Annotated in this window: 14 protein-coding genes; 10 read left to right on the top strand and 4 right to left on the bottom strand. The window is 35.6% G+C overall.

Going from position 1 to position 15,535, the window contains the following annotated elements:
- The first annotated feature begins 344 nt into the window (after positions 1-344).
- Positions 345-1,412: an agmatinase family protein gene (locus MM236_RS08765; protein WP_255742361.1), complete on the top strand. Its 1,068-nt coding sequence runs from the start codon at positions 345-347 to the stop codon at positions 1,410-1,412.
- A 218-nt stretch (positions 1,413-1,630) separates the two neighbouring features.
- On the opposite strand, the gene MM236_RS08760 is transcribed toward MM236_RS08765, so the two are convergent.
- From MM236_RS08760 to MM236_RS08750, 3 genes are all read right to left on the bottom strand, one after another.
- Positions 1,631-4,588 (bottom strand): TonB family protein, encoded by a 2,958-nt coding sequence (locus MM236_RS08760; RefSeq protein ID WP_241274589.1) that lies wholly within the window; start codon positions 4,586-4,588, stop codon positions 1,631-1,633.
- A gap of 7 nt (positions 4,589-4,595) precedes the next feature.
- A complete protein-coding gene (locus MM236_RS08755; protein ID WP_241274588.1) occupies positions 4,596-4,958 on the bottom strand; it encodes a BlaI/MecI/CopY family transcriptional regulator in 363 nt (120 codons plus the stop codon).
- Between the two features lie 206 nt (positions 4,959-5,164).
- Positions 5,165-5,914 (bottom strand): acyl-CoA desaturase, encoded by a 750-nt coding sequence (locus MM236_RS08750; RefSeq protein WP_241274587.1) that lies wholly within the window; start codon positions 5,912-5,914, stop codon positions 5,165-5,167.
- 148 nt (positions 5,915-6,062) lie between these two features.
- Here MM236_RS08750 and MM236_RS08745 point away from each other — a divergent pair, with 148 nt between their 5' ends.
- Positions 6,063-6,431 carry a phage holin family protein gene (locus tag MM236_RS08745; RefSeq protein ID WP_241274586.1) on the top strand — a complete coding sequence of 123 codons (369 nt, stop codon included), beginning with the start codon at positions 6,063-6,065 and terminating at the stop codon, positions 6,429-6,431.
- A gap of 1 nt (position 6,432) precedes the next feature.
- Here MM236_RS08745 and MM236_RS08740 read toward each other — a convergent pair whose 3' ends face one another.
- Entirely contained in the window at positions 6,433-6,870 is a 438-nt protein-coding gene (locus MM236_RS08740; RefSeq protein ID WP_241274585.1) for an AlbA family DNA-binding domain-containing protein, read from the bottom strand.
- A gap of 127 nt (positions 6,871-6,997) precedes the next feature.
- On the opposite strand from MM236_RS08740, the gene MM236_RS08735 reads away from it, so the two are divergent.
- The 8 genes from MM236_RS08735 to MM236_RS08700 all read left to right on the top strand — a co-directional run bounded on the left by MM236_RS08735 (position 6,998) and on the right by MM236_RS08700 (position 15,472).
- Positions 6,998-7,570 carry a hypothetical protein gene (locus MM236_RS08735; RefSeq protein ID WP_241274584.1) on the top strand — a complete coding sequence of 191 codons (573 nt, stop codon included), beginning with the start codon at positions 6,998-7,000 and terminating at the stop codon, positions 7,568-7,570.
- 60 nt (positions 7,571-7,630) lie between these two features.
- Entirely contained in the window at positions 7,631-8,533 is a 903-nt protein-coding gene (locus MM236_RS08730; RefSeq protein ID WP_241274583.1) for a histone deacetylase family protein, read from the top strand.
- 195 nt (positions 8,534-8,728) lie between these two features.
- Positions 8,729-9,343, top strand: coding sequence for an OmpH/Skp family outer membrane protein (locus MM236_RS08725; protein ID WP_241274582.1), 615 nt, complete (start codon positions 8,729-8,731; stop codon positions 9,341-9,343).
- Between the two features lie 200 nt (positions 9,344-9,543).
- On the top strand, positions 9,544-10,515 hold the full coding sequence (locus MM236_RS08720) for a deoxyhypusine synthase family protein (protein ID WP_241274581.1): 972 nt from the start codon (positions 9,544-9,546) through the stop codon (positions 10,513-10,515).
- A 34-nt stretch (positions 10,516-10,549) separates the two neighbouring features.
- Positions 10,550-12,268: an OmpA family protein gene (locus MM236_RS08715; RefSeq protein WP_241274580.1), complete on the top strand. Its 1,719-nt coding sequence runs from the start codon at positions 10,550-10,552 to the stop codon at positions 12,266-12,268.
- A gap of 12 nt (positions 12,269-12,280) precedes the next feature.
- Complete coding sequence (locus MM236_RS08710; protein ID WP_241274579.1) at positions 12,281-12,796, top strand: acyl-CoA thioesterase; 516 nt, start codon at positions 12,281-12,283, stop codon at positions 12,794-12,796.
- A 367-nt stretch (positions 12,797-13,163) separates the two neighbouring features.
- Complete coding sequence (locus MM236_RS08705; protein ID WP_241274578.1) at positions 13,164-13,757, top strand: DUF3244 domain-containing protein; 594 nt, start codon at positions 13,164-13,166, stop codon at positions 13,755-13,757.
- A gap of 176 nt (positions 13,758-13,933) precedes the next feature.
- Complete coding sequence (locus tag MM236_RS08700; protein WP_241274655.1) at positions 13,934-15,472, top strand: M20/M25/M40 family metallo-hydrolase; 1,539 nt, start codon at positions 13,934-13,936, stop codon at positions 15,470-15,472.
- Positions 15,473-15,535 lie beyond the last annotated feature (63 nt).

Raw genomic sequence — 15,535 nt, 5'->3', positions numbered from 1 at the left:
ACCCTACAGATGCCAATATTTTATATGGATATACGGAACTTTGCTACTAACTAAAGACAAGCATGATTTAGCATAGATCCGATATTAATTGATATTAGATGCTCTTAGATATTGAACATAAGCAAGCAATCGACCATGGAATTAAAGCTACTGGCAAAGAAACTTATAATCATAATATTTTATTTTGATAATGAAAGGCTTACCGACACTCATTAAATAAAGGATCATTAATTTTCCTATCATTTTTCAGCTTTCTTTACTTTGCAATTTAATATTCCGAATTGATACATGTATTCGTGAAATCATAAAAGTTATATTTGTATATTAAACTTAAACTAAAAAATATGTCTATTAAACATCAGATCATTGATAATTTTGATCCAAATGGAGTTAGTACGCACAATTCTCTTTTTGGGCTTCCTTTTGATGAAAATACAGCTGAAATGATCATAATCCCAGTTCCTTGGGAAGTAACAGTTTCTTATTCCTCTGGAACAGCAGATGGACCAGAAGCAGTCCTGAATGCTTCACTTCAAGTTGATCTTTTTGAAGATGATATTAAGGATGCATGGAAAATGGGTATTTACATGCTTCCAATTCCGCAAGATATGGTAAATACAAGTTCCAACTACAGAATCTTGGCTAAAAATTATATAGATTGGTTGGAAAGAGGATCACCAGAAGAGGATCTAGAGCGGTTTGCAGCAGTCCCTGATTTGATCAATAAGGCTTGTGCAGAAATGAATGATTGGGTACATGAACAGGCAAAGAAATACAGAGCACTTGGAAAAATGGTTGCCTTGTTGGGTGGAGACCATAGTACACCGCTTGGCCTAATCAAAGCGATAGCGAATGATCATGATAACTTCGGGATTCTACAGATTGATGCACATGCTGACCTAAGAGTAGCTTACGAAAACTTTGAGTATTCTCATGCTTCTATAGCTTATAATGCTTTGAAACTGCCTCAAATAAGCAAGTTGGTGCAAGTAGGAATCAGAGACTATTGCGAAGCAGAGTATATCATGGCTAAGGAAAACAATAGAATTACGACTTTCTATGACAAAGTACTCAAAAAGGAATCTTATGAAGGCAAAGCATGGAAAATCATAAGTGATGAAATCGTAGATCAATTACCTGAAGAAGTCTATATAACCATAGATATTGATGGGCTAGATCCGAAACTTTGTCCGCATACTGGCACACCTGTAGCTGGAGGTTTTGAACTTGAGCAAGTGATGTATTTAATGAAGGAGTTAGTTAAATCTGGTAAGAAAATTATTGGTTTTGACTTAGTGGAAGTAGCACCAGGTCCAGAAGGAGATGAATGGGATGGAAATGTAGGAGCAAGAATACTTTACAGAATGGCCAATCTCTATGGTGCATCACAAGGTAGATTGAGCTTGAAATAAAAATTATAATTATCAGCTATGATATCGGTACGCATAATTTTCCGGAAATGATCATTCTGATAATTGTTATTTACGCCTCACCGGACAAGGGTTATTAGTGGACCAATTGCTTTAAAACTCACCACTTTGTTTGGTTACTGGTATGGAATCGGATAAACATAAAAAAAGTCCTCACAATAAGTGAGGACTTTTACTTTTAGATACTAAGCGTGTTTAAGTTATTTATTTTTAGTCTCTACATAAATAATGCCTTTTTTTGATTCTTCACCAAATTTACCCAATTCATCTATACTTGGATTTCTTACTATATTCAAGTTTTTGATATTGGTTGGTTCTATTTTATTCATGGAATCGCGATCTCTTATTTTACCATCCAAAACATAAATAGGATCAAAAGTCTTACTTTTTGAAGATGAGTCAAATTTTCCAAAAATAGTAGAGTTCACTTGGTTGTTTTCAAAATCATTAATTACTTTTTTGGATTGGAGAGAAGTACTGCTACCATAGCCTACTACGACAATTTCATTTTTCATTCCTTCTCTTGATCTAGATTCACTGTTTACATCACCTAGTCTAAATGTTATAGGTAGGATTGTCTTGAAACTATTGCCATTCAAAGGGACATTCCAAGATGGAGCAGAGGTGTTTACAACTCTATTGACCTCTTCGTCTATTTCTTTACTTACTCCTTGTATTATCTCTGTATTTGAAATTTTGCCTTTGGAGTCTAATTCTAGTTGAACAAGCACAGTTCCTGTATTCTCATTTTTTCTTGCTTCTAATGGGAATTTAATGTTTTTGGTGAGATGTGTGTTAAAAGCTTTAGTAGGAGAGACCTCTTCTGAAGCTGCCGAAGATTTACCAAGGTTAAAGCGAATAGGAAGTCTCATCCTTACATTAACTGGATTTCCATCGTGCATTCCCGGAGTCCACTTTGGTGAATTTTTAACAATTCTCATTGCTTCTTCATCACATCCAGCACCAATTCCTCTCAAGACATCTACTTCTCCAATTGAGCCATCTTTTCCTACTACAAAAACTAAATAAACAGTACCTTCTACACCTTGCTCTTTAGCGGAATTTGGGTAATTTAAGTTTTCTGTTAAATACTTTTTCCAACCTTCCATTTTGCCTTGTGGTGAAGGAGGAGTGTCTACTTTATCATATGCACCATCTTTAAAAACAACTACTTCACCAACTTGATCTTTTGAAGAGGCTGTAGCATTTTTACTATCATTATTAAATCGAATAGGAAGTCTCATCCTTACATTGACTTCTTTACCTCTTTGTTTGCCAGGCTCCCATGCTGGTGATGCTTTGACTACTCTGATTGCCTCTGCATCGATTGCAGGACTTACTCCTCTTAAAATATCAACTTCGCTTATAGACCCATCTTTATTTACCTCGAAAACTACATAAACTGTTCCTTCCTCTCCATTGGCTTTGGCTACTTCTGGATACCTTAGATTCGATTTCAAGTATTCATTCCAACCTTCCATTCCTCCTTGAGGATTTGGTGCCGTCTCTACTACGTCAAAAACAGTATCATCGTTGATGACAGTGTTCTTGGATTTATAAATTGGAATATCTATTGTTTGTGGGAAAAAATTAAGGTCGTCTTTATTTTGGCTGATTTTGGAAGGTAGTGAAATATTGAGACTGGTGCTATGCACTACCTCCACTTTTTCACCATTAAGCTCTCCAGGTGTCCATTTTGGCAAATCTGAATTGGTGAGCATATCTAAAACTTTTTTATCTACACCTCCACCAAAACTTTGTTTGATAATAGGATCTTTGATTGACCCATCCTTGGTGATAACGTACTCTATTTCAATTCTTGAAATCAAACCAAGTTCCATTTCTTTTTCGGGAATAAACTCGGCTATGGATTTTGCCAAATTTTTCTCCCAAACTTCTTCTCCTTCTTTTGGAGTAGGCTTTACAGAAACCTGACCATAAGTTTTTACAGGACCGTAGTTTTTCACAATTCTCGAATTGCTCTTCAGGCTATTGATAAGACTTCTTACCTTCACATACTCGTCGTCAGAGGATATTTCGGAAAATTCATACATCAATTCACCTAGCTGCGCTGTAAGCTTTTCACCTTCCAAAGGCCCAATAAGTTCGTAATGATTTGGGTTTTTTATTTTCTTGACTTTGATAGCTACTTCAAGTGAATCTTGAGAGGCAGTCAATTGATCTTTAATAAATTCAATCTTTTGTGTACTTGAACTCAAGAGGTCGTTCAGTCCTACTTTTGTTTTCATGGATACCAATGCCAATAACATCAAAGTCAATGGAAGTATCATAATCATTTTAAACCTGTTAGGTTTTTTTGAATTTTTCATCATTAAAATTCTTTTAAGGGTTGTTGATCTAATAAAATAGTTACCAATAGGAAGATCCATTCCCTTAAATGCGATTTTCACGATTAATTTCGGATAGTTTTCTTTGTTTGCTGTTTGTTTTAAAACATTTTCATCAGCTAGGTATTCGTGTACATCAACAAGTGCAGAGCGCATCAAATGCATTGCCGGATTGAACCAAAATACCACACTCATAATTTGGTAATATAGAATGTCCCAAGAGTGACCTTGTCGGATGTGTTCTATTTCATGCTTGATTATCTGATCTTTTTCTTCATTGCTCAAGTCTTGTGTTTCATCCCAATACAATTCGTTGAAGTAAGAGAAAATAGGGGCAAGACCAAATGTTGGAATCAGAAAATACTTTTCTTTCAGTTTGAAAACAGTCTGATACCAGCCTTTTTCTTTTAAGAGTCGTAATTGGATAAACTGCCAAAAAACTTTCACTGCCAATAAAGCAAAAATCAGAAGATAAAAAATAATAAAATAGTCTTTTAACTCTAATAGCATTGGTAGCTTGGTGCTCTGTACCGTCACCTCTGGCAATCCATAGAAACCAGCAACATCTTCGGGCACTTGCTCAATGGAAAGTGCCCGAAATAGTTGTGATTGTTCTAACGATATATCTGGCTTGTAAAAGCTAACTGGTATTTTTACTAAGGGAAACAGCAGTCCCAAAATGGGGGTGATTAATAAATAAACCCTTGTAAAAACAAATACTTTTTCATTTCTAAGAAATACCCAATATACTCCAAAGAAGAAGAAAAGGCAGAAGGTGCTTTGCCAGATATAATCTATTAGAATGGCCATATGAAGGTTATTTTACATCTTCTTTGACCTCATTCATGATTTTTTCTAGTTCTTTGATGTCAAGATTTTCGTCTTTGGCAAAGAATGATGCCATTTTCGTGAAAGATCCTCCAAAATAACCTGAAAGTAAATTCTTGATCGAATGGCTCCTGTACTCGTCTTTGGTGACGATTGGATAATATTCATGGGACTTTCCATAAGCTTTGTGCTGTACGAAACCTTTTCTTTCAAGTATCCGGATGATGGTAGATACTGTGTTGTACGCTGGCTTTGGCTCAGTCATTCTTTCTAAAAGATCCTTCACGAATCCTTTTTCTGCTTCCCACAGAATTTGCATCACCTGCTCTTCTGCTCTTGTTAGATTTCTCATAATATGTGTTTAAGTTTAAATTACGCTTCAAATTATTCACTTAGTTTCGAAAAAGCAAATATTAAAGAACGAATCTTTTCTATTGGTATCTATAAATTTAGTAATAAATAATTAGGTGAAAAAATATAATCTTAGTTATTTTCAATTTGAAATAAAAAAAGAGCCGATTTAATCGACTCTTTCAGTTTTAAGTATTTGGATTACAATTATGTAGTTCTGAGTTTGATAATTCCACTAGCATGCAAAAGCTTTACAATAGGGTAGGTAGGATCAAATTCATACCATTTCACAGCAAAGTTTGGTCTATTCGGTAATTTGTGGTGGTTGTTTTGGAATAATTCACCCAACATTAATACATCCAATAATAAGCTGTTCTTGGATTTATCGTTGTTGTCAAAATTGGCGTATCCGTATTTGTGACCGCTCCAATTCACAATGGCACCATGAACTGGCCCCATCATCAAATGTATTGGAAGCAAGAAGTACATCCACCAGTGAGTACCTGCAAGTTCGAATACAGAAATTGAAAGGACATAAATCAAGATATAAACCAAAGCCCAACCAACTCTGGCAATCATGGAATCTGCAAAAAGATCAAACTTGTTCCAGTCTGGAACATCTTTGGAAAATCTTTCCTCAGGCTTTAATTTGAAACTGAAGTAGTCGTTGTAAATGTTTTTTGTTTTCCACATCATCGTGAATAAGTTCTCTGTATGGTGAGGACTATGTGGGTCTTTGGGTGTATCACTGTAAGCGTGGTGCATTCTGTGAAGAATCGCATAGGCTCTTGGTGATAGGTAACTGCTCCCTTGGGTCATCCATGTAAATATGTAGAAGAATTTTTCCCAGTATTTAGACATGAAAAACATCTGATGGGCAGCATACCGATGAAGAAAGAAACTTTGGCAAAACAAAGAGAAATACCAGTGTAATAAGAAGAAAATTATTAAAATCACTTTTTATGGTTATTTTGATTAATGCGTAAAGATAAAACCTAATTTTCACAATTATATTTAGAATGTTATTTTTCTTCAATTATTACCAAAATTCAAATTTATACTATATTAGTATGGCGTTAATTTAAATTTAAAAATCTATCTAAATATGAGTAAAGCTTCTGAAACTTGGGGGATACTAGTGCAAATATTGTTGGGAGGGCTATCGGTGTTGATCACCAGCTATTTACTTCCAGGTGTAAGTGTGGATGATTTTCTCACAGGGATAGTCATCGCAGCATTGATTGCACTATTGAATATAACTGTAAAACCTATACTTGTCATTCTTACTATCCCAATTACGATTGTCACTTTAGGGTTGTTTTTGATCGTAATCAATGCATTATTGATTTTGATTGCAGCAAAAATTATCAATGGATTTACTGTCGACGGATTTTGGTGGGCTGTTTTGTTTGGTTTGATTCTCGGTTTGATCAATTCGCTACTAGGAGTGTCCTTGGGAGCAAAACAAGCTTAATTTATTCAAAAGATACATCAGGAAAGTTGCTGTCGCCCCGCCTGGTGTATTTTGTTTTTTTTTCGCTTTTTGATGTCAAATAGTGGGTGTCTGAAGATTTTTCGACTTTGATTATAAGGATGTAAAGACTTTCTTCTAGTTTTTCATCTTCCAAATAATCAATCTCATAAATATAACTTTCGAAATTCACTTTGGGTACGCAAAATTCAATAGCTGCTTTTTCAACCATATATAGCTCTTCATCAGGGTCGATCCCTTTGATGACTTTTTGGTCATTTATTCCGATGGCTACAATTCCTCCTTTGGTGTTTGCAAAAGCCACAAGTGTTTTAGCGAATTTCAGACTGTCCGAAATGTTCAATTTAAAGTCCAGTTCATCAGATTCATTTTGTTTGATTAAACTTTTTACAAAATCAGGGTCATTTATCGGGTAAAACATTTTTTTTTAAATTATTTGATTGTATTTTAAATACTTAAAATTATATTGAATGTGATATCGCTAAAACGTTTTCAAATTACCTTTTAACATTGTAAGTTGTCAAAATAAATCAAGAATTTTGAAAAACATGAATTATCCAAACGAAGGATTTGATCCAGAAATAGTAAATGCACTCAAAAAAGAGCTTGTGTCTTCAAATAAGTCCTTTAAAGTGATAGAAGGTGAAGAAGAAAATACAGAGGATTTTGTAAATTTTCTTTTCATTGGAGTATTTGAAGGCAAAGAAGTCATATATGATGCAGCACTTTATACATTGAGGCTCCATCATTCTTCCGAAGTGTACGAGCTTGCAGAACACGAAGCAGCCAAAAAATTCCCGAATTTTAAGGGTATCAAATATGAGGAGGATGAAAATGGAAATTTGAAACCACTTTCTAGTGAAGAAGAAGAGATCGGATGGTTTATAACTGAAATCATTATGGATATAGAGGAAGAGGAAACTGTTAAAGTGCAGGAATTTATTGATATTGATACACACCATGATTATGGAATCGGGGTGGATGCTGCTCTGAATGTCGAGTTTATTGATGAAAGTGTGATTGAAAAATTCATTAAGGAATTCAATGATGATAGTATCAAGCTTGATGATACACATTATTCATTTCAGTCTGCCGAAGAAGATTATGAAGAAGAAGATTGATTTATATTTTCTTTCCAACAATATTTTAATTCGCTTGTTATCTAACAAGCGTTTTTTATTATGTTAAAGATTGCCCACTCGTCCATCTATGCACACCCGCTTCCACAAGGCCATAGGTTTCCTATGGAAAAATATGAATTGCTTCCAGAGCAATTACTGTATGAAGGAACAGTAAATACCGATAACTTTTTCGAACCGGGCATTCTGGATGAAAAATGGATACTGAACACTCATGATACTAGCTATTTCTCTAAGCTAAAACACCTCTCCCTTACAAAATCAGAAATCAGGAAAACAGGTTTTCCGTTGAGTGGAGAATTGGTAAACCGAGAGATCCACATCATGGATGGTTCTGTTCAAGCAGCTTTGTTTGCTTTGGAATTTGGGGTGGCTATGAACATTGCTGGAGGTACACATCATGCATTTACCGATAGAGGCGAAGGTTTTTGCCTCTTGAATGATATTGCCATCACTGCTAATTATTTACTTGGTAATAATTTAGCAAGAAAAATTTTAGTAGTTGATTTGGATGTTCACCAAGGAAATGGAACCGCTCAGATTTTCGAAAGTACAGAGGAGGTTTTCACATTTAGTATGCATGGTGCTTCTAATTACCCAATGCATAAGGAGAAATCTGATCTAGATATAGGGTTGCCGGACAAAATTGATGACTCTGGATATTTAAAAATCCTTAAAAGTAACATCTACCCACTTTTGGAGACTGTTCAGCCCGATTATATTATCTATCAATGTGGAGTAGATGTACTGGAATCCGATAAGTTGGGAAGATTGGGTTTGTCAATACTTGGCTGCAAAGAACGAGATCGGATAGTTCTTGAAATGGCCAAAAAAAATAGTATACCAGTAATGTGTTGTATGGGTGGTGGTTATTCACCCAAAATAAGCAATATTATCGAAGCTCATGCCAATACATACAGATTGGCACAAGAAATATTTTTCTAAAATGAAAAATATTGCTAAAAAAATCAAATAAAGTAAAATAACCACCTCCATCTTATCTATCAATAAGTTAATGTAATTTGAGTAGTAAAATTATCTTAGATTTAACTCAAATTAACAATTAGGAATTCCATATTAATTTGAACAAACAATACTTTGTTTATATTTGCGCCAAGTACAAATAATAAGCAAACAAACGTGAAAAAATTATCGAAAGTATTGGGTGTTCTAGGATTTGCAACAATTGTATTCTCCTCCTGCAATAATTCAGGTACCGCCCCAGAATCAAACCCAAGCACAGAAGAAAACTCTGAAGTAAGTATTTCCGATCTCAAGATCGCATATATCCTCACAGATAGTGTAATAGCAAATTATGATTTCTTCAAAGAGCAATCAGGTCAAATCACTGAAAAGGGTAAAAAATTCGAAACTGAATTGGGAAGTAGAGCTAGAGGTTTTGAGCAAGAAGTAGCAAACTTTGAGCAAACTGCAGGTTCAATGACCCCAAATCAAGCCCGTGCAAAGCAAGAAGATCTGATGAAAAAAGAAAGAAATCTTGTGACTTACAGAGATAACTTGATGCAAGAGCTTCAGACTGACGAATCAAAACTATATAGTGATGTAATCGATGAGATCCAAGAATATCTTACTGAATATGCTGAAGCAAATGATCTTGAAATGATCCTTTCCTATACAAGAGGTGGAGCAGTTTGGTATTCAAAAAAATCATTGGATATTACGGATAAGGTTACAAAAGGATTGAATGAAAAATTCATTGCTAGTAAAAACCAACCGGAGACTCCAGCAAAATAATTAGTCAAATTATACATATTATAAAAAGAGCCCAGTCCACTGGGCTTTTTTTGTGTCGTTTTAATTGATAATTTTAGGGTCTCAAAAAAAATACATTCAAATTTGATGAATTTCAGCATTCGGTCTGCTAATTATTTTAATAAGTAGTTAGTCTGGAACGCGAGAACCTTCATTCAATAAGAAAAACAAATCATTTACTTATGAAAATAACTGAATTTTTAAAACATAATTACAGACATTTCAATGCGGCTGCATTAATCGATGCCGCAGAAGGTTACAAAACTCACCTTGATAACAATGGAAAAATGATGATCACTTTGGCTGGTGCAATGTCAACAGCTGAATTGGGAATTTCTCTTGCCGAAATGATCCGCCAAGACAAAGTCCAAATTATCACTTGTACTGGTGCCAACTTGGAAGAGGATGTTTTCAACCTTGTAGCTCATGATTATTACGAGAGAATTCCAAACTATAGAGACCTGTCTCCAGAGCAGGAAAATGACTTGCTTGCCAGACACATGAATAGAGTGACTGACACATGTATTCCTGAGATGGAAGCTATGAGAAGGATAGAAGATGTCATTTTGGAAGAATGGGTCAAAGCTGATCAAGCAGGAGAAGCGTTTTTTCCTCATGAGTTTTTCTATAAAATTCTTCTCTCAGGAAAATTAGATAAATCTTTCCAGATAGACCCTAAAAATAGTTGGTTGCTAGAAGCTGCTAAGAAAAACCTCCCTATAATTGTTCCAGGATGGGAAGATTCTACACTGGGTAATATGTATGCTGGTCATGTGATTTCAGGTGATATCAAAGATGTACATACTGTCAAAGGAGGTATTCAATACATGATGTTCTTGGCAGATTGGTACACGAATAACGCCAAGGAAGACAGCACTGTAGGTTTCTTCCAAATTGGAGGTGGGATCGCTGGAGACTTCCCGATTTGTGTCGTGCCGATGCTTCATCAGGATCTTCAAAGAGACAGTATTCCACTTTGGGGTTACTTCTGCCAAATTTCAGATTCTACAACTTCTTATGGCTCATACTCCGGTGCTGTGCCAAATGAGAAGATTACTTGGGGAAAACTTGGGATTGATACACCAAAGTATATCATAGAATCTGATGCCACTATCGTCGCCCCTTTGGTGTTTGCGATAGTTTTGGATCAATAATTGATAAGAATCAATTATGATGAATTTTGATTTTATGAATAATATAAAAAAGGCAAGCGGGTTTCTCCTGCTTGCTTTTTCATTAACGACAATTGCTCATTCTCAAAGTATTTCTACTTTGAAAAACTTAAACTCTCCTTATGACGAGCAACATCCCGTGATCTCTCCAACAGAGGAGATTTTTTATTCAGTCGGTTACCATCCTGAAAACTTGGGAGGAGAAACTGACTTTGGAGATATCTGGATGACCAAAAAGACACCAAATGGAGAGTGGGGAACCCCGGTTCATGTCAAAAGTTTGTCCACAGCAGGAAATGACGTAATTGTTGGCTTCCCAGATGCTCTCACTGCCTACGTTTACCATAGCGGAAGTGGTAATGGAAAAAGTCAAGGAATCCACCAATATTCAAGGTTTGGGTCTGAGTGGAATTATGTCAGACCTTTGGAAATGGGCAACTTCAGAAATCAAGGTTCCCATTTTAGCGGTAGACTCAGCCAGGATCATTCGGTAATCATCATGTCAATGAACTCTTTTGGCTCGTACGGAAATGAAGATATTTATGTTTCCAGACAAATTCGAGAAGGGAGTTGGTCATCTCCACAAAATTTGGGAACAGACATAAATACTTTTTCGCAAGAATTGACACCTTCACTTTCAAAAGACTTGAAGACTTTATATTTTTCCACCAATTCAAATACATCCAATTCTGGAAGAAACATATATTCTTCCCAAAGATTGGATGATACTTGGGAGAATTGGTCTAAACCAAGCCAGATGGAAAAAGTGAATTCATCAGGTGCAGAGTTGAGTTATGTAGTTTTTGAAGAATTGGGAAATATAGCCTTTTATACTTCAACGCAAAATTCCGAAGGTTTTGGGGATCTCATGATGGTAATTCACCAAGATGAAGAGAAATCTGTGGAAGAAACTTTAGCGATTTCCCAAAAGAATGCAGAACCCCAAACTGAAATAGTAGAAACTATAGAAGAGGAAAAAGCAGAAATCATTGAGGAGAAAAGTGAAACTGTAGAAGAGAAAACAGTAGAAAACATTGAGGAAAAAAGTGTCGCAATTTCTACCGAGAAAGTCAAAGAAGCTCCAGTGGAAGTAATCGAAGAAGTAATCGATTCGGCAATGGTAAGTGCTGAGGAGAGTAATTCTACAAATTATAAAGTTTTGGATGCAAACACCTCAGAAGCTATTCCTTTCATAATCACATACACCAACAAGCAAGGAATCAAAAAAAATGCAGGTGATTTCTCGATTCTTCAAAATGAAATAGAAAATAATTCACTAGATAGATTTGTGGTTTCTTCGAATGGCTATATACCAAAAGATTTTGGTTCTGAAGAATGGTCGAAATACAATTCAGAATCAATTTTGCTGATGCCTGTAAAAGCAGGGGCAAGTATCGTTTTGAGCAATATTCAATTCAATAGAGGAACATCAGATTTTGCCGATGCCAGATCTATCCAACTTTTGGATGACTTGGTAGAGTTTATGAAAATAAATTCAACTCTACGCGTGAGACTCGAAGGCCATACAGACAATGTGGGAGATCCCCAGCTTAATAAGGAGTTGTCTATGAACAGAGCTTCAAAAATCCGAGGTTATTTGACCCTGAAAGGGATAGATTTTGAAAGAATCAGAATAACAGGCTGGGGAGGTTCCAAACCTATAGCAGATACAAATACCGAAGAAGGTAGAGCACAGAATAGAAGAGTTGAATTAGTAATTGATAGGTTACAGTAATTTAGAGTTATCATGTTTGAATTGAATCCGGATAAACATTATCCAAAAGAAACTGAAAGTAGGGTAGTCGTCCGCTTTCAAGATTGTGATCCTTTGCAGCATCTCAATAATGCCAAATACTTTGATTATTTTTTCAATGCAAGAGAAGATCAGGTTCCTAAGCTTTATGGTGTAGAAATGATCGATTTTATACAGAAGTATAAGGCAGCATGGGTTGTTTACAATCATAATATAGCGTATGTCAAACCTGCCAAAGTCGGAGAATGGGTGAGGATCAAAAGTAGAATCCTTTGGTATAATCAAAATACAGTCGTAGTAGAGTATTATATGACTGATGATAATATGAAAGAATTGAAGACCCTGCTTTGGACGACAATGCGATACGTAACAATTAAAGATGGGATTTCGACAAATCACTCTGGTGGTGTGGAAGATTTCTTAAAAGCCACATCAGAAAATATAGATATCTCAAATATGACTATTGCCGAAAGGGTGAAATATCTTAAGAATAAGCTTAGAGAAGATTAGCAATGCATCAAAATTGTTCGATTTGACCCAAAACCTGTACGCTCCTGTACAGGTTTTTTTTGGCTTTTTATAAAAATCAGGAGCGTTGAATTTTTTTCAAAATATATTTTTAAAAACTTTTTAGTTTGATGCAACCCTCAGAAAGCTTCAATAACTGAATTTTCATTAAGAATTTGTTCATTTTTGAAACAGTCGTACAGTGTTTTGATTGTTTATGATACAGTTTTGATTGGGTTGTAACCTATTAGTTTTTAGATAAATAAGGTTTGTTTCTTCAGTTTTGTCACAGGAAAATTTTCTTCAAAATTCTTGGTACAAATCGTGAATAAATCCTGACAGACAACAAAACCAATAAACATATAAAATTATGAAAACGCTCTTAACATTCGCATTAGCATTAAGTCTTAGTACAAGTACCTTCGCCAGAGAAGGAACATCAAATGTCGCAGCATCTTCTTTTGTAAAAACTGAAGGGAAAATAGTAAAGCTTTCTCTTGGAGAAGACCTGGGTAAAGTAAGATTGACCATCAAAGATGTCAAAGGAAAGACGCTTTATAGATCTACAATCTTCGTGAAATCTAACGTGATCGTCCCCTTTAATCTAACTGATTTTCCTACAGGTACTTTCAATATAGCAGTCGAAAGCATGGATAAGAAGGATGTCCTTGGAAAAACGAATTTTGAAGTAGAAACAAAAGAACCTAAAAGTGAAATGGTACTACCATTGATGGCGTCCGGAAAAATTGAAGATCAGAACAAAGTGAAGCTCACTGTTTTTGGTCTAGAAAAACCAGGTCTAAAAGTGACGATCAAGGATGAATTTGGTAAGCTACTTTTCAAAGAGACCATCAACGAAGAAAATGGCTTTATAAAGTATTATAAATTCAAAGATTCTTCTGCAAAAGGTAAAGTCATGATGCTTGAAGATATCAAAGGGAGACAAAAAACCATTCAGCTATAAAATCACAAAATTTATAAACTATATCCTTGAAGAGAAAGTCTCAGCCAAACCTGGGACTTTTTTTATGCCCTTATATTACACTAGCGGTTCTTTTAGCTTAATTTTTTTTCACATTTTTGATTATTCAATAACACGTTTTTTTAAAAATTCAAAAAAAAATAATCAATCCAATTATGATGAAATACAAATACCAATTTTCATTAATCCTCTTTGTTGCTTTCTTGTTTTCTGCCCCTGCTTACAGCCAAGAAAACACAGATTTGGAAATGATCTATAAGATCAAAACAGAAGGGATTAGAAATTCTCAAATTCAAGACCTAGCATATAACCTTACCGATTTGATGGGGCCTAGGCTATCAGGTTCTACAAATTTAAGAAGAGCAAGGCAATGGACAGCAGATAAATTCACAGAATGGGGTTTGTCAAATGTCAAAATAGATACTTATGGAGAATTTGGAAGAGGTTGGGATGTGAAGAAATCATACATCGCCATGAAAGATCCATATTATGCGCCACTGATAGGCTATCCTAAAGCTTGGACTGATGGAACTGGAGGATTGATAAATAGTGAAGTCATCCTATTGGATATTCAATCAGAAGCAGATTTTGAAAAATACAAGGGGACGCTTAACGGAAAAGTAATCATGCTTCCTACTACTTTATCAACTTCTCCAGCTTTTGAGCCTGAAGCTAGAAGATTGACCGAAGAGGATTTGTCAAATAGAAAAGAAGTATCAATAGGTGGGGGAGGAGCAAGATATTCACCAGCCCAACTTCAACAAATGAGAGATCAGCGTGCTTTAGACCAAAAGGTAAATGATTTTCTTTTGGAAGAAGGAATAGCATTGCGTATCTCTGGTACTAGAGGTAATTTTGGTACAGTATTTCATACTAGAGCTGGATCTTATAGTACAGCAAAGAACAAGACTATTCCAGAGATGGAGATTGCTTTGGAACATTTTGGAAGAATCGAAAGGCTTCTTAAAAATGGCCAAACCGTAACTGTTGATGCAGAGATTGAAGTGGAATGGTTGGATGATGATTATAAAGGTTACAATGTGTTAGCCGAAATCCCTGGAACTGATAAAACTTTGAAGCCTGAGCTTGTTTTATTGGGGGCTCACTTGGATAGCTGGCACGCCGGAACTGGTGCCAATGATAACGCCGCCGGTGTAGTAGTGATGATGGAGGCCATTAGAATCTTGAAGACTTTGGGAGTTCAGCCTAAGAGAACTATCAGGATTGCATTATGGGGTGAAGAGGAGCAAGGACTTTATGGGTCAAGAGGTTATGTTCAGAAATATGTAGCAGATAGACAAACATTTGATAAAAAAGGTGAATGGGATAAAATCTCAGCTTATTATAATGTAGATAATGGATCTGGAAAAATCAGAGGTATTTATTTGGAAGGAAATGATCAGCTTGTTCCGATTTTTGAAAAATGGTTTGAGCCATTTCACGAAATGGGCGCCAAAACAATCACGAGAAGAAATACTGGTTCTACAGATCATGTTGCCTTTGATGCAGTAGGGGTGCCTGGATTTCAATTTATCCAAGACCCTATCGATTATGGAAGAGGTTATCACACAAATATGGATCTTTACGAAAGGATGCAGCAAGGAGACATGACCCAAGCAGCCATCATCGTGGCAGCCATGGTTTACAACACTGCCCAAAGAGATCAAAAACTCCCAAGAAAACCTTGGGACAAATAAAAGAGTTAATAAAAGAGCTGGTATATTATCAGCTCTTTTTTATTTATGTTGTATAAATTTAAA

This window comes from Belliella calami, from assembly GCF_022549695.1.
In the GTDB taxonomy this organism is placed as follows: domain Bacteria; phylum Bacteroidota; class Bacteroidia; order Cytophagales; family Cyclobacteriaceae; genus Belliella; species Belliella calami.
This window is presented reverse-complemented; position numbering and strand designations above follow the sequence as displayed.